The organism is Pandoraea sp. LA3 (genome assembly GCF_022696215.1).
Lineage (GTDB): Bacteria > Pseudomonadota > Gammaproteobacteria > Burkholderiales > Burkholderiaceae > Pandoraea > Pandoraea capi.
Genome location: NZ_PTPY01000037.1, coordinates 13,845 through 35,773 on the forward strand (window position 1 = coordinate 13,845; position 21,929 = coordinate 35,773).

Below are 21,929 nucleotides of genomic sequence, written 5' to 3' on the forward strand. Positions count from 1 at the left end.
GCGCTGTCGTTATTGCGATGCATCACACCAACGGTTTCACGTCCGAAGCGACGCCGAAGACGACATCTTTCCGACACGCGGCGTACCGAACGATGTCACGCGCCCGCGACGGTCAATCGAGCCAGCCGCGATGACGGAAGTACAGGAACGGCGCAATCGCCGAGAGGATCATCAGCCCGATCGCAAACGGATAACCGGCTTCCCACGACAGTTCCGGCATCATCCGGAAGTTCATGCCGTAAATACTGGCGATGAGCGTCGGCGGCAGGAACGCCACGGCGGCCACCGAAAAAATCTTGATGATCTTGTTCTGATTGATGTTGATGAAACCGATGGTCGCATCCATCAGGAAGTTGATCTTGTCGAACAGATAGGCGGTGTGATTATCGAGCGACTCGATATCTCGCATGATCTGCTTGCCTTCCTGATACTGCTCGTCCTTGAGCATTCGCGCCCGCATGAGGAACGACACCGCGCGGCGCGTATCCATGACGTTACGCCGGATGCGCCCGTTCAAGTCTTCCTGCGCGGCAATGCTCTCGAGCGCCTTGGCGGCATCGGCATCGGTGAGGTTCTTGCCGAGCACGCTTTTGCTGACCTCTTCGAGCGCGGCATAAACGCTTTCGAGCGAATCCGCCGAGTATTCGGCGTCGGTGGAATAGAGATCGAGCAGTACGTCCATCGCGTCGCGCACGGAACCCGGACGAATCCGGGCGCGCATACGCACCAGACGGAAGACCGGCAGGTCTTCGTCGTGCACGGAAATCAACAGGTCCTTGACCACCACGAACGCGACCGGCACGTTGCGCGATTGCTCTTCGTCGTCGAGCAGGAAGTCCGTGCGAATGTGAAGCACGCCGTCGTCGTCTTCGTAATAACGCGCCGACGCCTCGATATCCGTCACTTCGTCACGTGAGGGCAGTTTGACCTTGTAGGCCTCTTCGACCCAGCGGCGTTCCTCTTCGGATTCGCTGTGAAGATCGACCCAGACCGGCGTAACGCTGGCCAGATCACTGGGATGGTCACAAGTCACCTGTTGCAGGCGGCCGTGATGGATGACGAAGGCATTGATCAAACGAGGTTCTCCCTGCTACAAGGCGACGCCAAGTGTAGCAGCCGCGCCACAGTCACGCCAATGGCGGCACATCTGCCACCATCGCGCGCTACGACATTTCCGCAGCCCCCGGTGCCGCCCGTGTCGGTCGGTACCGGAATCGTTCGTAGGAATATTCCTAAAACCGTTGAATCTGTCGGTTTCGCGCGGAAACGATGGCAAGCTGGGCGAACCAATCTACGCACTTTGCGTCAATTTTGATATCGACGTCCGGGTGAGTGCGCTTCATCGCGCTCCCCGAATCTGCGTTTTTCTGCTGATGCATTCATCGACGTGCGCGCCGGCACTTTCTTGTACCGGGACGTCACGCGACAGGGAGAATTGAACAATGGCGGAAGTCACTGCCCCGCTTACATCCTTCGACGCCGTCACTGGCTTCCTCGCCGCCAACGCGGTTCACTACGGCCTTTCGTTCGTGCAAGCCGTGCTGATTCTGCTGGTCGGCTTCTGGATTGCCAAACGGTTGTCACGCTTCGTCCACAAGACCCTCAGTCGTTCGCAGCACTTCGATGCCACGCTCAAGCCGCTCATCGAGTCGGTGGTGCTGTGGTCGGTGCGCATCATCACGATCATTGCCGTGCTCGCGCAGTTCGGTGTGCAGACGGCGAGCATCATTGCGGTACTCGGCGCGGCCGGTCTTGCCATCGGGCTCGCCTTGCAAGGCACACTGCAAAACATCGCGGCCGGCACAATGCTGCTGGTGCTGCGTCCGTTTCGCAATGGCGACTACGTGACGGCGGGGTCGGCTGTCGCGGGTACCGTGGAAGAGATCGGCCTGTTCACGACGACGCTGACGAACGCCGACGGCATCTACGTCTGCGTACCGAACAATCAGATCTGGGGTCAACCGATCACGAACTACAGTCGCAACGCCACGCGTCGCATGGAAATCACCGTCGGCATTGCGCTCGACGATGATCTCGACGCCGCAATGAGCGCCCTGCGCGAGCACGTGACCGACGACGACCGCGTGCTCAGCACGCCAGCGCCGGAAATCATGGTCAAGCAGGTGAGCGATAGCGCCGTCATCGTCAACGTTCGCGTGTGGTCGCTGCTCGGCAATTACTGGGGGCTGTACTGGGACCTGCAACGTAACGTGAAGGAGACAGTCGAGGGCGTCGGTTGCTCGTTGCCCTATCCGACACGCACCGTCATGCAGGTGCCGACGCAGACGATCCCGGACTCGGCCCAACCGCGACACTGATCACTGCGGCAACTCCGCCGCCCCCATGCGGCGCGCGATCACCCCGGCGCGCTGCGCGAGGTACGGCGAATTGCGGTGGGTATCGAAGTAGCGCGGACGCGGCAGCATCACCGCCAGCCGCGCCGCCTGCCACGGCGAGAGCTTCGATGCAGGAATGCCGTAGTAGTAGCGCGCGGCGGCTTCAGCGCCGAAGACGCCCTCGCCCCACTCCACCGAGTTGAGATAGATCTCGAAGATCCGCTGCTTGTCCATCCAGAATTCGAGCATCCAGGTGATGGTGAATTCTTCAGCCTTGCGCAGATAACTCTTCTCGCTCGAGAGGAACAGGTTCTTGGCGAGTTGCTGCGAGAGCGTGGAGCCGCCCGCCACGATACGTCCCTTCTTCTGATTCTTCTCCCACGCGCCGAGCATTGCGTCGATTTCGTAACCGTCGTGATTGACGAAATTCGCGTCTTCGCTGGCGATGATCGCGCGTTTCAGATTGCGCGAGATCTGGTCGTACGGCACCCATTGATGCTTGAGCGTGGCATTGGGATCGGTCTCGCGCAAACGCGTTTGCGCCGCCCGCATGAACGCCGTCGACTGCGGATTGAAGCGCACCCACCAGCCGATTTGCAGGAAATAGTAGAGCTGCGTCGCGAGCACGCCGACAATCAGCAACGTAATGACGTAACCCGTCCATTGCCACGGTCCCCAGGCACGCTTGCGGCCCGAGCCTTTCGTGCGCGGCGTGTGCGACGTGCGTCGTTGCGCGGCCATCGGCGCGAATCAGCCTTTTGCCGCGAGCCGGGCGCGCAACGCGGCGCGCACGACGTCGGTCGACGGACGCACACCGCGCCACACGGCAAACGCTTCCGCCGCCTGCTCGACGAGCATGCCCAGGCCATCCGCCGCGCGATCGGCACCTGCTGACAGCGCGTGCGTCATGAATACCGTCGGCTGTGCGCCATACATCATGTCGTACGCCAGCGCCCCGGCGGCATAAGTGCCGGCGGGCAACGGCGGGACGTCTCCCTGGAGACTGCCTGCCGTCGCGTTGATGACGACGTCGAAACTGCCCGGAACCGCATCCCAGCCACCGCCGGCGAGCGACACCGCCTGGCGTTTGGCCGCATCGGTGAAACGGCCGACGAGTTCGTCGGCACGCGAGGCCGTGCGGTTCGCGATGAACAGCGCCGCCGGCTTCGCTTCGATCAGCGGCAGCATCGCACCGCGCGATGCGCCCCCCGCACCGAGCAACAGCACACGACGCCCCGCCAGCGACACGCCAAGCGGGCCTTCGATGTCGCGCACCAGCCCGACACCGTCGGTGTTGTCGCCGGTAATCCCATCCGCATCGAACACCAGCGTGTTGACCGCGCCGGCCGCCTGGGCACGCTCGGTGAGCCGATCTGCCAGCGCGTGCGCTTCGAGTTTGAAGGGGACGGTCACGTTGGCGCCGCGCGCACCGTGTTCGATGAACGTACGCACCGTTGCAGCGAACGCGTCGAGAGGCGCGAGCAAGCGCTCATAAGTGAGGCGCTGCGCCGTCTCGCGCGCGAATTCCGCGTGGATGAACGGCGATTGGCTATGTTCGACTGGATGGCCGATCACGGCGTAGCGATCGGCGGGCAAGTCCCCGGCAGGCATTTGGTTTGTCATCGTTTTCAAAGACGCGGCGCCTGGCTTTCGCTCAGGCGCCGTGATGTCATGCAGCAAAGTCAGGCGTTGGGCCGTGATTCAGCGGGCGCCGGTCACCATAGTATCCACAGCAGGATACCCCCGAACAAAGCCCATTTCACCGCATAGTACACGTGCCGGTTCCACGCCTTGAGGCGTTTGCCGACGATGCGGATCGAGTAAATATACTTGAAAGCCTTGTTCAGCCCGCCGGTTCGGTCGCCCGCATCGTTCGGCGAGGCGGCGGCGCCGACCAGATGACGTCCGAACCAATGGTTGATCGCCTGTGACCAGCGATACTTCATCGGACGCTCCACGTCGCAAAACAGAATGATACGGTTCTGACCGCTCTGGTTCTCGGCGTAATGGATATACGTCTCGTCGAACACCACGCCCTCGCCGTCGCGCCAGCTGTATCGCTGGCCGTCCACGTCGATGTAGCAACGATCGTCGTTCGGCGTGACCAGCCCAAGGTGATAGCGCAACGACCCGGCATACGGATCGCGGTGACGCACCAGACGGCTGCCATGCGGCAACTCGGCGAACATGGCGGCCTTGATCGTGGGGATCTGGCTCACGAGGCGGGTCGTCACCGGGCAGAGGTCGTTGGCGGACGGATGCGCATCGTCATACCACTTGAGATAGAAGCGCTTCCAGCCGCTTTTGAAAAACGAATTGAAGCCAACGTCGTTGTACTTGTCGGATGCCTTGATGCGGCTCGCCTCAAGCAGCGTCACCGCTTCGGCACGAATGACTTCCCAGTTCTGACGCAACGGTTCGAGCTCGGGAAAATTGTCGGTCTTCAGATAGGGTGTCGTCGGTACGCGAGAGAACGCGTACATGAACACGTTCAGCGGTGACAAAAACGTGGAGTGGTCAGAGAGCTGACGGAAGAATTTGTGGCGGACCTTACCGCGGAAATGCACGTACACAGCGCAAGCAGCAATGATCGCCAGGATGATCCATTTCATGGCGGACTTTCCAGTTCAGGAAAACCCAGCAATTATAGAAATGTTTGGAAAGTTTTACTGGGCAGGTCCCAAGGTAACGCGATATCCGGCGTCGTGAAAAGGTAACGCGAGGGTGGTGTCACTCGCCGTTGACGCGACACCGTCTATCGGTGTCGGCGAAGGCTCACTGCGCTGCGCCGCTCGCCGGTGCGGCAAGCGTTTGCGCCTGGACGCCCTGACGCGTGAACGTCATGCGCGTGACGATTTCGAGAATGTCGTATCGCTGCTTCATTTCTGGCGAGAAATCGCCGAACGGCGCGCTCGCCTGCACGATGGCAACCGCGCGACGATCCAGATCACGATTGCCGGAACTGCGCGTGACCTCCACGCCGACAACGTTCCAGCCATCCTTGTGATACCCGAGTCCGCCACGTTGATTGACGTTAAGCGTGACGATCAGCTCACCGTACAGGCGATCGTTGCCGATCTGCGGAAAATGCTCGGTACCGTATCGTTCGATGCGATGACGCAAGGTGTCGAAGTAACGCGCGTAAGCCACTTCTCGCGTATTCGCGGTGACCTGCCCGCGTTTGGGGCGCGTCTGATAAGCCCGCAACTGTTTGTCGATTTCCGCCTGCAAGCGCGCGATCTGCTGGTCGACGGTCTGGTCGTCAAGACCCTGCCCGCGCTGCGGCGAATCGGTCCGGTTGCGTTGCGCCTCCGGCGTGGCCGCGTATTGGCTGCGAAGCTGCGAGAGCAGCTTCTCCTGCGTAGCCTCCAGATCGCTCACGTTGCGCTGCATTTGCGCGATGGGCGCCCCATCGCGATCGACCGAACGCGAGGTTAGCGGCGACGTCGCGCGCTCACCGTCATGCTCGCCACCGCCCACGAGGTTGGCCTGCGCGAGCGCGGTCGCCTTGTCCGGCGCATTGGCTGACTTCGCGTTGACGAGCACGACTTCGAGCGGCGTATCCGCGCTATGCAAACGGAAACTGGCGGGAGCCACGAAATGCACGGCCAGCGCGAGCAGATGCACCACCGCCGAGAAGATCAGGCCGGTGGCCAGCGGATGCTCGCGCATGAGCGACCAGCCGCGGCGACGCGCCGCGACCAGATTGCCCGAAGGAAGTGCGGGTTTCAGCACGCGGGGCTGGCCGACGCGTCGTGCGCACCCGCCGCCATCAATGCAGCCGCCATCGGCGAAGTGCTATCGGTAGCATTGGCGGACGACGAAGCCTGCGGCGCATCGTCGGCCGCCGCCGACTCCACGTCAGCCTGAGCGCTCACGTCGCCTTGCGTGCCGTCGGCGCCTTCAGTGCCATCGGGAGTCCCTTCAGCACCATTGGCGCCGTCGTTACCTTCACCGCCCTCACCACCTTCACCACCGTCGCCCGCACCGCCGTCGCCTTCGTCATCGTCGTCGGCAAGCGCGGACGGCACAGCGCCGAGCACTTGCGCGATACGCACCGAAATGCTGAGCGTGACTACGTCGAATGAGAGCACGTCGAGCATGATCTGCGTACCCCGTGCGTGCAGCCCCAGTCCCGGCACGATCAGCGTGAGCGGAATGTCGTTCAGACGAACCGTATCGCCCTTGAGCACGCTCGCCTGCACTTGCGACTTGTTCTCCTGAATCAGCCAGCGCATGCACCAGTAGCGCTCCATGCGGCTCTGATGCTCGCCGTATGCTGCGTACGCCGCTTCGAAGCTCGACACGGTGGCATACAGATCGGCGTCTTTCGGTTTGAAAGGCGCCGCGAGCTTTGCCGTCACGCCGTGACGTACACAGGCGATCAATTGCCACTGATTGACCAAGTCGACGTATCGACGCAGCGGCGACGTGCTCCACGCATACTGCTCGACACCGAGGCCTTCATGCGGCGCAGGCGACGTCTGCATGCGCGTACGATTCACGCCATACGCACGCTGTGCACGATAGATGCCCGGCACGCCGCATTCGGCTAGCAGGCGACCCCAGCGGCTGTTCGCGAGAATCGCCATTTCGGCAACGATCAGATCGAGCGGTGCGCCGCGCAGACGCTGCTTGATCGTCACATGTTCGCCGTCGACGTAGAAATTGAAGTCGGTCTTGTTCTGCGTTTCCGGACGCAGGCCATAGCCCACGCGCGCGGCCTGACGCTTGTCGTACAGCGACTGCGCGAACGGCCACAGCAGTCGCAGCTCATCCTTGTGCGGATATTCGCCGCTGCCGTCGGCCAGCGCCTCGGCGGTAATGATCGCGTCGAGTTCGTTGTGACGCAGGTTCGCCGAGATCGGCACACGTTCGGCACGCGTCTCGGTCGTCACGATTTCATACGTGTCGGCCTTGACCACGACGTACAGCGACAGCGCCGGACGCGCGCCCCCTTCGGCGAGCGTATAGGCTTCGACCACCGAGTCGGGCAGCATCGTGATCTTCTCGCCGGGCGAGTACACCGTCGACAGTCGCACGCGCGCGATCTCGTCGATGGGGTCGCCACGCGTGATCCCCAGCGCCGGGGCTGCAATGTGGATGCCCACGCGCAGCAGCCCGTCGGGGAGCAGTTGCACCGAGAGGGCGTCGTCGATTTCCGTCGTCGTCGAATCGTCGATGGAGAACGCCTGAACGTCGGCGATCGGCAGATCGTCGGCCGGCAAAGGCGTCGGCCCGAGATCGGGGAAACCGGTACCGCGCGGGAAGTGTTCGTAGAGGAACGCGGCCTCGTGATAGGCGCGCGGTGACGCGATACCGCCGCACGCGAGCATCACCTCGGCATGGGTCTTGCCCAGCGCGATGGCGGCGGCGTCGAGCGCCTTCCATTCGATGGCGTTCTTGTCGGGACGGAACAGCAACTGCAATTCCTTGCCCTTGAGGGCGTCCGGCAATTCACCCGCAATCATCTGATCGGCATAGGACGCCTGCAACTCGGCCTGCTGCTGCTTGCGCGCCAGCCCGGCGAGCGCGGCTTCCAGTTGCTCCTGCGCAGCACGCTGGTACTGACCACGGCCCTTGCGGCGGAAATAGATGGGCGACGCCTGCAACGCCAGCGCCAGACCGGCCTGCTGGGCAACGCTCGCGCCTTCACCGAAATATTCGGTGGCAAGCACGGGAAACGGAAATTCGTCGGCCGGCGCGCATTCCCACAGGAAACTCATGTCGATGTCCTGTGCTGCGGCCTGCGCCTGCGCGATCAGCTCGGCAGGCGTGGGCGACTCGAAACGCAACAGGACATCGCGTCCCTTGATCTTGCTGCGACGCCCGCCAGGCAGTTCCACCTGATACGACTCGCCCTGCTGCGACAACACCGTGCCAGCCTTGAAGCCGCCGGATTCCTCAAAAAAAATGTTCATGAAACAGCCATCGATCGCAATAGGCGATATTGTAGCCCGCCAATGTACGGCGGTTTAGAGCAGAACGGGCAAACGCGTTATTCGCCCGCGGACGGGCTTGCTGCGCCTGGGGAAGACGGTACGTCGATGCCGGCAAAGCGCAGCACGTCGTCCATATAGTTGGCGAAATCGGAAATCCCGTGGTCGCTGCCCTCAATCAGCGTGAGCTTCGCCCCGGGGTACTTCGCCAGCATGTCGCGATAGTCGAGCGTCTGGTCGCCGGTCGCAGCCACCAGGTAATAGCGCTCGGGACGCGTGATCTGCGCCACGTCGATCATGCGCAGTTCATCCAGATGACGGGGCTCGACGACGATGGAGCCGCCGCCGTGCCACATCGGCTGCTCGCCGAGCCACTTGCCGAGGTCGTCGTACGGGCGCGTTGCCGGATTGAGCAATACGGCCCGGCATCCAAGCTTCTCCGCCAGATACGTCGCGTAGTAACCGCCCAGCGAGCTTCCCACAATGGTCAGCGCATCGGGCGCCACCCCCGCGAGCAGGCGTTGGGCATCGACGACGGCCGCAAGCGGTGACGGCGGCAGTTGCGGGCACGCCCAGGCGTGGCCGAGGCCGAGCCGGTGCATGCGGGCGGCCATCAACTGCGCCTTGAATGATCGCGGCGACGAACGGAAGCCGTGCAGATAGAGAATCATGTGAGTCCCGGGAAAATCCATTCGGTGAATGCGACGGCCCGCTCAGACTCGCGCGGCAAGCGCGTCGAGCAATTTCTGATGAATGCCGCCGAAGCCGCCGTTGCTCATCACCACGATCTGGTCGCCCGGTTGTGCCGCCGCCGTGACCGCACGCACCAGTCCGTCGATATCGCTGAACGCCTGTGCTCGCGCGCCCAGCGGGGCGAGGGCTTCCGCCAGATTCCAGCCGAGGGCATCTTTGCCGGACGGCGCGCCGTAGCCGAACACCAGATCGGCATCGGCCAGACTCGCCGGCAACTGTGCCTTCATCACGCCCAGCTTCATCGTGTTCGAACGCGGCTCCAGCACGGCCAGAATGCGTGCGTTGCCCGCCCGGCGGCGCAGGCCGGCGAGCGTGGTCAGGATGGCGGTCGGGTGATGGGCGAAATCGTCGTAGACCGTCACCCCATTGGCTTCGCCCCGCACTTCCATGCGGCGCTTCACGTTCTGGAACTTGCCCAGCGACGCCGCGCCCTGCTCCGTCGGCACCCCCACATGACGGGCGGCAGCCAGTGCCGCCAGCGCGTTCATCCGGTTGTGCTCGCCCTGAAGCGACCACTTCACCTCACCGGCCGCCTTCGGACCCTGATGAACCCAGAAGGCTTCCTGCCCCGGCGCCAGCGTCTCGTTGGCTTGCGACACGTGCCAGCCGTCCGCCACGCCGAAACGCTCGACCTCGCTCCAGCAGCCACGGGCCAGCACACGGTCGAGCGCCGGCTCCCGACCGTTGACGATCAGACGGCCTTGCCCCGGCACCGTACGCACCAGATGGTGGAATTGCGTCTCGATGGCCGCCAGATCCGGGAAGATGTCGGCGTGATCGAATTCCAGGTTGTTCAGGATGGCCGTGCGCGGGTGGTAATGGACAAACTTGGAGCGCTTGTCGAAGAACGCCGTGTCGTACTCGTCGGCTTCAATGACGAAGAAATCGCTGTCGGTCAGCCGCGCCGAGATGCCGAAGTTCATCGGCACGCCGCCCACGAGGAATCCGGGGTTGTAACCCGCGTCTTCGAGAATCCAGGTCAGCATCGACGTCGTGGTCGTCTTGCCATGCGTGCCGGCCACCGCCAACACCCACTTCTTCGACAGCACATGCTCGCCGAGCCATTGCGGGCCCGACGTGTAGGGCAGATTCCGATTCAGGATCTCTTCCATCAGCGGGTTGCCGCGCGACACGACGTTACCGATGACGAACAGGTCGGGCTCCAGGGACACCTGATCGGCGTCGAAACCTTCGATCAGACGAATGCCCTGCGCCTCGAGCTGCGTGCTCATCGGCGGATAGACATTGGCATCGCAACCCGTGACGGTGTGACCGGCCTGACGGGCGAGGACCGCCAGACCGCCCATGAACGTGCCGCAGATGCCAAGAATATGAATATGCATGGATGGGGAGCGTGGTGAGAACGGGCCGAACCCGTGCGGGAAATGGGAGTGCCAAGGGAGTGCCAGCGAAGTGCCGAACGCCAAGGCCTCCATTGTACCTGCGGCGCGAACGGCAATGCCTTTCGGGTATCATCGTCCGCATGACACGCAAATCCTGGACCGACGCCCAACGCCTGCGCGAAGAAATCGCCCTGGCGGCTGCCCGCCTCATCGCCGAGGAGGGGGCCGACTACGCGAGTGCCAAACGCAAAGCGGCCAAGCAGGTCACGGGTGAGACGCGCATTGCCGGGGAATTGCTGCCGGATAACGACCAGATCGAAGCGGAAGTCCGGGAATACGTGCAGACGTTCCTCTCCGACACGCAGCCGGCCGAGCTGGCGCACCTGCGTCAGGTCGCCCTCACGGTCATGACGGAGCTGGCCCGCTATCGGCCGTACATTACCGGCGCGGTCTACAACGGCACCGCCACGGCGCTATCCGACATCTATTTGCAGGCTTTTTGCGATAACCCGAAGGATGTCGCGATCGATCTACTCAATAGAGGAATCGATTACGACGTGTCCGAAAGCCGCCACTTCAATGGCCGGGGGATGGTCGAGACGCTGAGCTTCCTGTGGCGCGAGCGTCGTCAGGCGGGCGAACCGGCCGGCGTGCATCTGTCGCTGTACTCCATGGATGACATGCGCGGCGCGCTCAAGGCGTCCGACGGCAACGGGCGTCCGGTACGGATCGACGCAGACGGCCTGCGTGCGCTGATCGCAGAGTCCGAGGCCGCCCAAAGTCACTGACCTTCGGGCCGATAACAGCGTGATCACCGCACATTAACGACCGAATCGCGGCAAAATCGCCACTAATTCTTCGCAATTACCCTTCGTCTTTCGTTTACTGTCTAGTCCGGAACCTCCGGCCCCTCGCTCATCATGGCAAAACGCATTGTTATTCTGGTGATTCTGGCGCTCGCGGGATTGGCAGCCGGTTTCTGGCTCGGCCATCGAAACCAGCCGACGCCCGATGCCTCTGACGCCGCCGTCGCTCAACTGCTCGCCACACGCCTGCCCGACCTGAGAGGTAACGACCAGGCCGTCTCGCAATGGAAGGGCAAGACGCTGGTCGTCAACTTCTGGGCGCCGTGGTGTGGCCCCTGCGTCGAGGAAATGCCCGATTTGCAGGCGTTATCGACCGAATTCAGCGGGAAAAACGTTCAATTCATCGGCATCGGCATCGATACGGCACAGAACATGATCGCCTTCGAGCAAAAGGTGAAAGTCGACTATCCGTTGCTCGTGGCAGGTTATGCAGGCACGGATCTCGCCCGTGCATTAGGCAACAAGGCGGGCGCCCTGCCGTTCACCGTGGTGATCGACCCGCAAGGCCGTATGCACTATGAAAAGCTGGGCCGCATCACGTCGGACGAGGTGCGCAGCGCCCTCAAACCGCTGATCTGACCCTACTGCGGGAATCGAGGGTTCCCGGGAAGCCCCGCCGGACGTGACTGGCGGGGTCCCATTTTCGCCCCACTGGACAAAATCCACCAACTGGCGTTTAATTGCGCCCAATTTCGTGAAATTTGATTCGCCGATGCCTCACCGCATTCTCGTGCTCCACGGCCCTAACCTGAACCTGCTCGGTACTCGCGAGCCGGAGGTGTACGGTCGCACGACGCTGGCCGACATCGATGCCGCGCTGACAGCGCAGGCGCAGACGGCGGGTGCCGAGGTGGCGACATTTCAAAGCAATCACGAAGGTGCATTGGTTGACCGGATTCAGGCGGCACGCGGTGAGTCGATCGACTTCATCGTCATCAACCCGGCGGCTTACACCCATACCAGCGTGGCCATTCGCGACGCGTTGGCCGGGGTAGGCATCCCGTTCGTCGAGGTTCACCTCTCGAACGTCCATGCGCGCGAAGCCTTCCGGCATCACTCGTACTTTTCCGATATCGCGCAAGGTGTGATCTGCGGCCTGGGCTGGCGCGGGTATACCTATGCACTCGATTTTGCCCTGCGGCGACTCGCCGGCGGGTAGTCCTCTTCCACACCCCATTTCCTCTCGCGGGACGTTGCGCCCGCGTCGATACAGAATCAAGGAGCTTCCTTCATGGATTTGCGCAAACTCAAGACGTTGATCGACCTCGTGGCCGAATCGGGTATTTCCGAACTCGAAGTCACCGAAGGCGAAGGCAAGGTCCGCATCGTCAAGGCGCCGCCGCAAGTGATCGCCGCCCCGATGCAGATGGCCATGCCGGCCATGCCGCAAGTCGCTGCGCAAGCTCCCGCCGCCACGGCCGCCGCTGCTGCACCGGCAGCGCCGGCAGTACCGCAAGGCCATATCGTGACGTCGCCGATGGTCGGTACGTTCTACCGTGCCCCGTCGCCGGGCGCCGATCCGTTCGCGCAAGTCGGCGACTCCGTCAAGGAAGGCCAGACGCTGTGCATCATCGAAGCGATGAAGCTGCTCAACGAGATCGAGTCGGATAAGGCCGGCGTGATCAAGGAAATCCTCGTCGAGAACGGTCAGGCCGTGGAATACGGTCAACCGCTGTTCGTGATCGGCTAATGCCGGTTGTCGGACGCCTCGCTCGCGCGGCCCTGGGCCGCTGCGGCACCGGGTGTCCGGCCCCGCTCCTCTCCCCTTACGGGCAGGACTGCACATAATGTTTGAAAAAATCCTCATCGCCAACCGCGGCGAAATCGCTCTGCGCATCCAGCGCGCGTGCCGCGAGATGGGCATCAAGACCGTCGTGGTCTATTCCGAAGCCGACAAGGAAGCGAAGTACGTCAAGCTCGCCGACGAAGCGGTATGTATCGGACCGGCCCCGTCGCCGCTCTCCTATCTGAACATGCCCGCGCTGATCAGCGCGGCGGAAGTCACCGACGCCCAGGCCATCCACCCGGGTTACGGTTTCCTCTCCGAGAATGCCGACTTCGCCGAGCGCGTCGAGCAATCGGGCTTCACGTTCATCGGCCCGCGCCCCGAAACCATTCGTCTGATGGGCGACAAGGTGTCGGCCAAGCAGACCATGATCAAGACCGGCGTGCCGTGCGTGCCGGGTTCGGAAGGCGCGTTGCCCGAAGATCCGAAGGAAATCGTGCGAATTGCACGTCAGGTCGGCTATCCGGTGATCATCAAGGCCGCAGGTGGCGGCGGTGGTCGCGGTATGCGCGTGGTGCATACGGAAGCGGCGCTCGTGAACGCGGTCAACATGACCCGTGAAGAAGCCGGCCGCGCCTTCGGCAACCCGGAAGTCTATATGGAGAAGTTCCTCGAGAACCCGCGCCATATCGAAATCCAGGTGCTCGCCGACAAGCACAAGCAAGCCATCTGGCTGGGTGAGCGCGACTGCTCGATGCAGCGTCGTCACCAGAAGGTGATCGAAGAAGCGACCGCACCGCTGATTCCGCGTCGTCTGATCGAGCGCATCGGCGATCGCTGCGCCGACGCCTGCAAGAAGATGGGCTACCTCGGCGCCGGCACGTTCGAATTCCTGTTCGAGAACGGCGAGTTCTACTTCATCGAAATGAACACGCGCGTGCAGGTCGAGCATCCGGTCACGGAAATGATCACGGGCGTCGATATTGTGCAGGAGCAGATCCGCATCGCGGCCGGCGAGAAGCTCGCCTACCGTCAGCGCGACATCCAGTTCCAGGGTCACGCCATCGAGTGCCGTATCAACGCCGAAGATCCGTTCAAGTTCACGCCGTCGCCGGGTCGCATCACCGCCTGGCATATGCCGGGTGGCCCTGGCATTCGCGTCGACACGCACGCTTACAACGGCTACTTCGTGCCGCCCAACTACGACTCGATGATCGGCAAGCTGATCGCTTACGGCGCAACGCGTGAACAGGCGATCCGCCGCATGCGTGTGGCGCTGTCGGAAATCGTGGTCGAAGGTATCCAGACGAACATTCCGCTTCACCGCGAATTGATGCTCGACGCCAAGTTTGTCGAAGGCGGCACGAGCATTCACTATCTGGAACACAAGCTGGCGCAGAAGTCTGCCGTCGGTGGCAATTAAGTCAGTCAATCAGCAGGAATCACTCGCTATGTATCGCGAACTCGTCGTAGAAGTTGCCCGCGCCCAGGCCGAGGCCCTGTCAGACGCCCTGCTCGATCTGGGCGTGCTGTCGGTCTCCGTCGAAGATGCGGACGCCGACACGCCCGACGAGCAACCGATGTTCGGCGAGCCGGGTCTCACCCCGCCGGACACCGCGTGGCAACGCTCGCGCGTGGTGGCGCTGGTCGGGGAAGATCAGGACGCCGCCGTGCTGCTCGCGGCGGCGGTCAACGAACTGGGACTCGCCGAGTCGCCCGCCTTCACGTTGCGTGACGTGGAGGAGCAGGACTGGGTGCGTCTCACGCAATCGCAGTTCGAGCCGATGCAGATCGGCCAGCGCATCTGGGTCGTGCCGTCGTGGCACGACGCGCCCGACGCCGACGCCCTCATCCTCGAACTCGATCCGGGTCTGGCGTTCGGTACCGGCAGCCATCCGACCACGCGTCTTTGCATGGAGTGGCTGGAGCAGCACGTGCAACCGGGCGGCTCACTGCTCGACTACGGCTGCGGATCGGGCATTCTGGCGATTCTTGCGCGCAAGTGCGGCGCCGACCCGGTCATCGGTATCGATATCGACCCGCAGGCCGTCGAATCCGCCCGTTACAACAGCGAACGCAATCACGCGCCGGTCGAGTACGGGTTGCCCGACGATCTGCGCGACGGTCAGTTTGATATCGTGGTCGCCAACATCCTGTCGAATCCGCTCAAGCTGCTCGCGTCGATGTTGACGTCGCGCGTTGCGCCGGGCGGACGGCTCGCGCTGTCTGGCGTGCTGGAACGACAGGCTGACGAGGTGATCGCGGCTTACGCGCCCTATATGAAGATGTCGGTCTGGCGCGCTCACGACGGCTGGGTCTGCCTGCACGGGCAGGCGACCGGTTAATTTGCGCCGATTGTCACCACTGCGTGTCGCATGAGGCGCCGAGTCCACAGAGTCTTCCAGGCCACATGACCCAGTCCTCACGCGTTCTCGCCACTCGCTGCCCTCACTGCCATACGGTCTTTCGCGTCGTCGCGGACCAGCTCAAGCTGCGCGACGGCCTCGTGCGCTGCGGCCACTGCCGGGAAGTGTTCGACGGACGCGCCTATCTGTGCGATCCCCCCGCGGAAGACAACGAAACGCCGACCGGTTCCGCGTCGAGCGTCGGGCAAGCTGACAGCGCAGCCGATGCGAGCATCGCATCCGCTACCGCCTCGGCAACCGCTTCTGCCACCGCCACCATCCCGCCCGGTCTGACTACGACGCCCGGTGTCGGCGCGACCTCCGGCATCGCTCCCGCAACGACAGGATTCTCCGCATCGCCAGCCGCCGTCCATGCGTCGTCCAGCGATAGCGCTGCCGCCCCCAGTGGCGACAGACCGGTCCCCGAGATGCTCGCCCCCAAGGCCATCGCCGCCCTGCTCGGCTCGCCGGACGAAAGCCGCGCGCGGATGCAGCATGGCCCGGGGCGCTATATGGACGACGACGATCCCACCGTGCTGAGCGCACCCACGGCGTCGCCATCGCGTGCGCAGGCGACGTCTGCATCCCCCCTCGCCGCGACGCCGAAGCGCCCCGGTGCGGCACGCGTCATCTGGCGCGTATTGATGACGTTGGCCGTCATCGCCGTACTCGGACAATGGGCGTGGATCGAGCGTGCGGCGCTCGTCGACCGCATGCCGGCATTGCGTGACGTGTTCGCCGCGGTCGGACGTCCGATGCACGTGACGATCGGTCTGCCGCGTCAGCCCGACCAGATTCAGATATCCAGCGTGACGCTCGTCACCGACGACACCGCCGCCAACGCATCGACATCCGCTGCGGACACCGCTGCCGATGCCCCCGCCAGCGGCGTCACGGCAGCGCCTGCCGACACCGTGCCCATGACGCTCACCGTCTTCATGCGCAATCAGGCCGCCCATGCGCTGGCCTGGCCGTCGCTCGAACTCACGCTCTCGGATCTCGATGGCAAACCGGTCGTACGTCGCGTTTTTTCAGCGAACGAATACGTCGTCGAGCCGGCCGTGCGCGAAGCGGGGCTGACGCCACGCAACGAACGCACGATTCGGTTACGATTGTCGGCGCAGGCAGCGCTAGCCAGTAATTACCGGGTGCTCGCGTTCTATCCCTGATAGCGCTGTTGCACTCAACCTAGGAGATATAGATGTCCCAAGTCACGCTCGGGGGCAACCCCATCGAAGTCGGCGGTCAGTTCCCGCAGAAGGGTCAGACCGCACCGGCACTGAAGCTGGTCAACGCCAAGCTCGCAGACGTCACGCTCGACGACTTCGCTGGCAAGCGCAAAGTCCTCAACATCGTGCCGAGCCTCGACACGCCGACCTGCGCCACGTCCACGCGCAAGTTCAACGAAGCCGCCGGCAAGCTCGACAACACCGTCGTGCTCGTCATCTCGGCCGACCTGCCGTTCGCCATGAGCCGCTTCTGCGCCACCGAAGGCCTGAACAACGTGGTGACGCTCTCGACCATGCGCGGTCGTGAGTTCCTCAACAACTACGGCGTGGAAATCAAGACCGGCCCGCTGGCAGGCGTGACGGCTCGCGCCGTCGTGGTGCTCGACGCCGACAACCGCGTCGTGCATGCCGAACTGGTACCGGAGATCAAGAACGAACCGAATTACGACGCTGCGCTCGCCGCACTCTCGTGATCTCGCGATGACGTAATTCGTCGCCGCGATTCGGGACCGCGCATACGTGCCACCCCGGATCGCAGCGATGGCTGTACCCCGTACGATGCGCGCACTTCCTGAGCGATTTGTGCGCTTTGTGTAACGCGTAATTCCCGCGCCGATGCAGACGATGCACCGGCCTGTTTTTTGTCCGGCGGCCTGCGGCATGACGACGGCACGTCCTCGTCAGCCGTCTTCCGTTGGCTCTCCCCCGCTTACTTTTCGCAAGGACATTCCCGTGACTACCGTGATCTGCGGCTCGCTGGCCTACGACAACATCATGACGTTCGAAGGCCGCTTCGGCGAGCACATCCTGCCTGATCAGGTGCACATCCTGAACGTCAGCTTTCTCGTGCCGACCATGCGCCGTAACTTTGGCGGCTGCGCGGGCAACATCGGCTACAGCCTGCATCTGCTGGGTGGCTCGCCGGTCGTCATGGCCACGGTGGGTGAAGATGGCGCGGCTTACCTCGAGCGCTTCCAGTCGCTCGGTATGACGACGGAATTCGTGCGCACGGTCACGGACAGCATGACGGCCAACGCGATGATCACCACCGATCTGGACAACAACCAGATCACCGCCTTCCACCCGGGCGCGATGATGTTCTCGTCGCGCAACCGCGTGGGCGACGCCAAGGGCGCCACGCTCGGCATCGTCGCGCCGGACGCCCCCGACGCGATGCTCACGCACGCCGAAGGATTCGCCGCCGCTGGCGTGCCGTTCGTGTTCGATCCGGGTCAGGGTCTGCCGCTGCTGACGCCCGAGGCACTGCGTCGCATGGTGGAACTTGCAACGTATCTTGCGGTCAACGACTACGAAGCCAAGCTCCTCTGCACGAAGACCGGATTGTCGATGGAAGACCTCCAGTCGCGTGTCGAGGCACTTGTCGTCACGCGCGGAGAGCACGGGGCCCAGATCTTCGCCGGCGGCAAGCAACACGACATTCCTGCCGTGACCGCCAAGCGTGTCGTCGACCCCACCGGTTGCGGCGACGCATTCCGTGGGGGTTTGCTGTACGGTATCGAAAGGGGCCTCGACTGGCCGACCACCGGCCGCCTGGCCAGTCTGATGGGTTCGCTCAAGATTGCCGAGCAGGGTCCGCAGACTTATGCACCGACGCGCCCGGAGATCGAAGCGCAATATGAAGAAGCGTTCGGCCAGCGCTTCGAATGATTTAAGGAAAGGCACAACGATGGCACGACTTACCACACCGCTCATTATTCTCACCGCTGCGGCGTCGCTCTCTCTGTCCGCCTGTACGGCGTTCGGTCCGAGCGACTCGGCAAGCGTCTACAGCAGCCGCCAGGCACAACGCGAGCAAGTTGTGCGCATGGGCACGGTCGAATCGGTGCGTCCGGTCACGATCGATAGCAGCAATGGCGACCCGGGCATTCTGGGTATCGCCGGCGGCGGCGCACTGGGTGCGATCGGCGGCAGCGCCATCGGTGGCGGTCGCGGTTCGATCGCGACGGGTATCGTCGGCGGTCTGCTCGGCGCCGTTGCCGGACAGGCGATCGAAAGCCGGGTGAGCAAGAAGGCTGGCCTGGAGATCACCGTTCGCCTCGACAACGGCGAGCTGCGCGCCATCACGCAGGATGCCGACGAGGCATTCCAGCCGGGACAGCGCGTGCGCCTGCTCTCGAGCGGCGGCGTGACGCGTGTGACGCACTGAGTTCACCACGCGTTTCGCCTCGGACACCGGGAACACATCGAAAACACATCGAAACGTTACGGTGTCCTGAAGCACCCCCGGCAGACATGCCGGAGAAGGGGTAGTCGCGACAGACCGACGACACCGCTTCAAACGCAAGCATCACCCCGGCGGGCGACTTCACGGTCGCCCGTTTTCTTTTGCACCATGAAAAAACCCGCCGTGACGATCGCTCATCACAGCGGGTTTCGGATCGAGTAGGCCTACTCGATCAAAAGACACCTAAGTGCCTTGGTTCCTGCATCGGCACTCGGATTACGGACGGCTGCCGGTCGGGAACGGCCATGCCGCTGCCGGGTTCAACGCCGTCTTCGGTGCTGCGGGTGCTGCGGCCGGTGCGGCTGCGGGAGCAGCAGCAGGCTTGGCAGCAACCTTCTTCACTGCCGGCTTCTTGGCAGCAGGCTTCTTCGCAGCGGCAGGCTTCGCAGCAGCCTTCTTGGCAGCGGGCTTCTTCGCAGCAGCAGCCTTCTTCGCAGCAGGCTTCTTGGCAGCGGCCTTCTTCGCAGCAGGCTTCTTGGCAGCAGCCTTCTTCGCGGCCGGCTTCTTGGCAGCAACCTTCTTAACTGCTGCCTTCTTCGCGGCCGGCTTCTTGGCGGCAACCTTCTTCACTGCGGCTTTCTTGGCGACCGGCTTCTTGGCGGCAACCTTCTTCACCGCTGCCTTCTTGGCGACCGGCTTCTTGGCAGCAACCTTCTTCACTGCAACTTTCTTGGCTGCCGGCTTCTTGGCGGCGACCTTCTTCGCTGCCGGCTTCTTCGCGGCAACAGCCTTCTTCGCTACCGGCTTCTTGGCGGCAACAGCCTTCTTCGCTACCGGCTTCTTGGCAGCAGCGGCCTTCTTGGCAACCGGCTTCTTAGCAACGGCCTTCTTGGCCGCCGGCTTCTTGGCAACAGCTTTCTTGATCGTAGCCATGACAAACTCCTTAACGTGAGAGATCACTCAAACGAAACTACCTGAGAAGGAAACCCGACCACCGTGCGAGAACCGCCGGCGAGCGGGCTATTCATCGGCGTACGCATCGGACTTCGACGGCTTACGCTAATGAATTCGGCGCTGCGCGCATGACGCTGACCGTGTGTGGTCACGCGCGCAAAAAAATTGCCGGCGACATTGCCGCCAGCAATTCGATTGTCTTGAGAAAGGGAGTTCGCCAGATTCTTCGGGGGGTAGCTTGCCTGTCCCGTCATCGGGATGGAGGAGATTGCGATAGCGGATAAGCGATACTGCTTGCTATGCACCAAGGTTTTTACGCTCCGTAACTACCAGCTCTCTGTCGCGGGAGGAAAGCAGTGAGTGCTTTCGTGTGTTCATCGAGACTGCAATTTATTTGAGCGAATAATAATTCTTTTGTGATGCGATGTTAATACTTTGTGCGTAAAAAAGCGCACATCAATCGTAACGAAGAAGTCAATCTGTTGTATTTGATGCACATCACACTCGCATGTCGATGCGTGCGATGCGTTTGCGAAGCGAGAACTTCATCGTGCGAGTGAGGATGATGCGTGTGATCTGCGCCGCTTCTTCGACTTCTCTTCGCGTCAGTCACGCGTGCAACGCACGCTCACATCACCCTCTCGAAACCCGCATGGATGCTCGCTTTGCGCGGAGCATCCATTTTTCACTCAACGCTTAGTCCCAGCTCAGTGCACCACCGGTCTGGTACTCGATCACTCGCGTTTCGAAGAAGTTGCGTTCCTTCTTCAGGTCGATCATCTCGCTCATCCACGGGAACGGATTCTCTTCGTTCGGGTAGAGCGCTTCGAGACCGATTTGTGCGCAGCGACGATTCGCGATGAAGCGCAGATAGCTCTTGAACATGCCCGCGTTCAGACCGAGCACGCCGCGCGGCATCGTATCTTCAGCGTAGCGATACTCAAGCTCGACCGCCTTCTGGAACAGTTCGCGAATCTCTTCGCGGAACTCCGGCGTCCACAGGTTAGGGTTTTCCAGCTTCACCTGGTTGATCAGGTCGATGCCGAAGTTGCAGTGCATCGACTCGTCACGCAGGATGTATTGATACTGCTCCGCAGCACCGGTCATCTTGTTCTGACGACCCAGCGCCAGGATCTGCGTGAAGCCGACGTAGAAGAACAGACCTTCCATGATGCAGGCGAACACGATCAGCGAACGCAGCAGCTTCTGGTCAGCTTCCTGCGTTCCCGTCTTGAACGACGGATCGGCGACCACTTCGATGAACGGCAGCAGGAATTCGTCCTTGTCGCGGATCGACGCCACTTCGTGATACGCGTTGAAGATCTCGGCTTCGTCCAGCCCCAGGCTCTCGACGATGTACTGATAAGCGTGCGTGTGGATCGCTTCTTCAAACGCCTGACGCAACAGGAACTGACGGCACTCCGGCGCGGTGATGTGGCGGTAGGTGCCCAGCACGATGTTGTTCGCGGCGAGCGAGTCGGCCGTCACGAAGAAGCCGAGGTTGCGCTTGATGATACGGCGCTCGTCTTCGGTCAGACCGTTCGGGTCCTTCCACAGGGCGATGTCGCGCGACATGTTGATTTCCTGCGGCATCCAGTGGTTCGCGCAACCGGCCAGATATTTTTCCCACGCCCACTTGTACTTGAACGGCACCAGCTGGTTCACGTCCGTCGTGCCGTTGATCACGCGCTTGTCCGAGGCGCTCACGCGGCGCGTCGACTGCGAGGCGATGGTGTGCGGCGTGTCGTCCTGCGTGCCCAGAATGTTCGAAGCCGGTGCGGCCGGCGCAACAGGCGCGGCAGACTTGGCGGTAGAGGTGTCTTCTTCCCAGTTAAGCATAGGGTCTCGGTCCGTTCAGGTTGATGCGATTCACGCCCTGGGGCGCACATCGCCGAAGTGACAGATCAGCCGTTCGCGTACGAAGGCCGACGAAAAAATTGCCGATAGTGCAGCCGTCAATCTAACGATGACGACGAAAAATCCGCTGAGGGTAACGCTTGATTTTGGGGGTAACGCAGAGTCGCTTTCGCGCTGATTTGAACGACGACGCCGATTCGGAAGCTGCAATCTTTGTCTTGCAACATCATGACCTCCCGACGTCGATCGAATGACTCCAATTTAGCACAATACTGTCACTCGTTCCAGCCCATCGACACCATATATTGTGTCGAGATTTACAGCCACCACAATACC

At 62.4% G+C, this 21,929-nt stretch carries 21 protein-coding genes; 11 read left to right on the top strand and 10 right to left on the bottom strand.

The window, feature by feature from the left end; translation table 11 throughout:
* Positions 1-112: 112 nt before the first annotated feature.
* On the bottom strand, positions 113-1,075 hold the full coding sequence (corA, locus tag C5N93_RS22260; RefSeq protein WP_150719914.1) for a magnesium/cobalt transporter CorA: 963 nt from the start codon (positions 1,073-1,075) through the stop codon (positions 113-115).
* A gap of 367 nt (positions 1,076-1,442) precedes the next feature.
* Here corA and C5N93_RS22265 point away from each other — a divergent pair, with 367 nt between their 5' ends.
* The gene (locus C5N93_RS22265) at positions 1,443-2,318 is read left to right on the top strand and encodes a mechanosensitive ion channel domain-containing protein (RefSeq protein WP_242560954.1); all 876 of its coding nucleotides are present in this window, start codon (positions 1,443-1,445) and stop codon (positions 2,316-2,318) included.
* On the opposite strand, the gene mtgA is transcribed toward C5N93_RS22265, so the two are convergent.
* From mtgA to mpl, 7 genes are all read right to left on the bottom strand, one after another.
* The gene (mtgA, locus tag C5N93_RS22270; RefSeq protein ID WP_150719916.1) at positions 2,319-3,077 is read right to left on the bottom strand and encodes a monofunctional biosynthetic peptidoglycan transglycosylase; all 759 of its coding nucleotides are present in this window, start codon (positions 3,075-3,077) and stop codon (positions 2,319-2,321) included.
* A gap of 9 nt (positions 3,078-3,086) precedes the next feature.
* Positions 3,087-3,947 (bottom strand): shikimate dehydrogenase, encoded by an 861-nt coding sequence (gene aroE / locus C5N93_RS22275; protein ID WP_242560955.1) that lies wholly within the window; start codon positions 3,945-3,947, stop codon positions 3,087-3,089.
* A gap of 104 nt (positions 3,948-4,051) precedes the next feature.
* Entirely contained in the window at positions 4,052-4,948 is an 897-nt protein-coding gene (gene lpxO / locus C5N93_RS22280; protein ID WP_242560956.1) for a lipid A hydroxylase LpxO, read from the bottom strand.
* 163 nt (positions 4,949-5,111) lie between these two features.
* Positions 5,112-6,071 carry an energy transducer TonB gene (locus C5N93_RS22285; protein WP_242560957.1) on the bottom strand — a complete coding sequence of 320 codons (960 nt, stop codon included), beginning with the start codon at positions 6,069-6,071 and terminating at the stop codon, positions 5,112-5,114.
* On the bottom strand, positions 6,065-8,257 hold the full coding sequence (locus C5N93_RS22290; protein ID WP_242560958.1) for an RNB domain-containing ribonuclease: 2,193 nt from the start codon (positions 8,255-8,257) through the stop codon (positions 6,065-6,067). The genes C5N93_RS22285 and C5N93_RS22290 overlap by 7 nt, the downstream gene beginning before the upstream one ends.
* 77 nt (positions 8,258-8,334) lie before the next feature.
* Positions 8,335-8,946, bottom strand: a complete 612-nt coding sequence (locus tag C5N93_RS22295; RefSeq protein ID WP_242560959.1) for a YqiA/YcfP family alpha/beta fold hydrolase — start codon at positions 8,944-8,946, stop codon at positions 8,335-8,337.
* Positions 8,947-8,988: 42 nt separating this feature from the next.
* The gene (gene mpl, locus C5N93_RS22300) at positions 8,989-10,371 is read right to left on the bottom strand and encodes a UDP-N-acetylmuramate:L-alanyl-gamma-D-glutamyl-meso-diaminopimelate ligase (RefSeq protein ID WP_242560960.1); all 1,383 of its coding nucleotides are present in this window, start codon (positions 10,369-10,371) and stop codon (positions 8,989-8,991) included.
* A 140-nt stretch (positions 10,372-10,511) separates the two neighbouring features.
* On the opposite strand from mpl, the gene C5N93_RS22305 reads away from it, so the two are divergent.
* The 10 genes from C5N93_RS22305 (at position 10,512) to C5N93_RS22350 (ending at position 18,764) form a co-directional block, all read left to right on the top strand.
* Positions 10,512-11,159, top strand: coding sequence for a UDP-N-acetylmuramate--alanine ligase (locus C5N93_RS22305; RefSeq protein ID WP_242560961.1), 648 nt, complete (start codon positions 10,512-10,514; stop codon positions 11,157-11,159).
* A gap of 132 nt (positions 11,160-11,291) precedes the next feature.
* Entirely contained in the window at positions 11,292-11,816 is a 525-nt protein-coding gene (locus C5N93_RS22310; RefSeq protein WP_242560962.1) for a redoxin family protein, read from the top strand.
* A 133-nt stretch (positions 11,817-11,949) separates the two neighbouring features.
* On the top strand, positions 11,950-12,396 hold the full coding sequence (aroQ, locus tag C5N93_RS22315) for a type II 3-dehydroquinate dehydratase (protein ID WP_069340978.1): 447 nt from the start codon (positions 11,950-11,952) through the stop codon (positions 12,394-12,396).
* Positions 12,397-12,468: 72 nt separating this feature from the next.
* Positions 12,469-12,927 (top strand): acetyl-CoA carboxylase biotin carboxyl carrier protein, encoded by a 459-nt coding sequence (accB, locus tag C5N93_RS22320; protein WP_069340977.1) that lies wholly within the window; start codon positions 12,469-12,471, stop codon positions 12,925-12,927.
* Between the two features lie 97 nt (positions 12,928-13,024).
* On the top strand, positions 13,025-14,386 hold the full coding sequence (accC, locus tag C5N93_RS22325) for an acetyl-CoA carboxylase biotin carboxylase subunit (protein ID WP_069340976.1): 1,362 nt from the start codon (positions 13,025-13,027) through the stop codon (positions 14,384-14,386).
* A 28-nt stretch (positions 14,387-14,414) separates the two neighbouring features.
* Positions 14,415-15,308 carry a 50S ribosomal protein L11 methyltransferase gene (prmA, locus tag C5N93_RS22330; protein ID WP_150719924.1) on the top strand — a complete coding sequence of 298 codons (894 nt, stop codon included), beginning with the start codon at positions 14,415-14,417 and terminating at the stop codon, positions 15,306-15,308.
* Between the two features lie 65 nt (positions 15,309-15,373).
* Positions 15,374-16,537, top strand: coding sequence for a DUF3426 domain-containing protein (locus C5N93_RS22335; protein WP_242560963.1), 1,164 nt, complete (start codon positions 15,374-15,376; stop codon positions 16,535-16,537).
* A gap of 32 nt (positions 16,538-16,569) precedes the next feature.
* Positions 16,570-17,070: a thiol peroxidase gene (gene tpx / locus C5N93_RS22340; RefSeq protein WP_069340973.1), complete on the top strand. Its 501-nt coding sequence runs from the start codon at positions 16,570-16,572 to the stop codon at positions 17,068-17,070.
* A 259-nt stretch (positions 17,071-17,329) separates the two neighbouring features.
* Entirely contained in the window at positions 17,330-18,265 is a 936-nt protein-coding gene (locus C5N93_RS22345) for a carbohydrate kinase family protein (RefSeq protein ID WP_242560964.1), read from the top strand.
* Between the two features lie 19 nt (positions 18,266-18,284).
* Positions 18,285-18,764 carry a hypothetical protein gene (locus C5N93_RS22350; protein WP_242560965.1) on the top strand — a complete coding sequence of 160 codons (480 nt, stop codon included), beginning with the start codon at positions 18,285-18,287 and terminating at the stop codon, positions 18,762-18,764.
* Between the two features lie 294 nt (positions 18,765-19,058).
* Here C5N93_RS22350 and C5N93_RS22355 read toward each other — a convergent pair whose 3' ends face one another.
* Both C5N93_RS22355 and C5N93_RS22360 read right to left on the bottom strand, forming a co-directional pair.
* On the bottom strand, positions 19,059-19,715 hold the full coding sequence (locus C5N93_RS22355; protein ID WP_069340970.1) for a histone H1-like DNA-binding protein: 657 nt from the start codon (positions 19,713-19,715) through the stop codon (positions 19,059-19,061).
* A gap of 717 nt (positions 19,716-20,432) precedes the next feature.
* Positions 20,433-21,575, bottom strand: coding sequence for a ribonucleotide-diphosphate reductase subunit beta (locus tag C5N93_RS22360; RefSeq protein ID WP_069340969.1), 1,143 nt, complete (start codon positions 21,573-21,575; stop codon positions 20,433-20,435).
* Between the last annotated feature and the right edge of the window lie 354 nt (positions 21,576-21,929).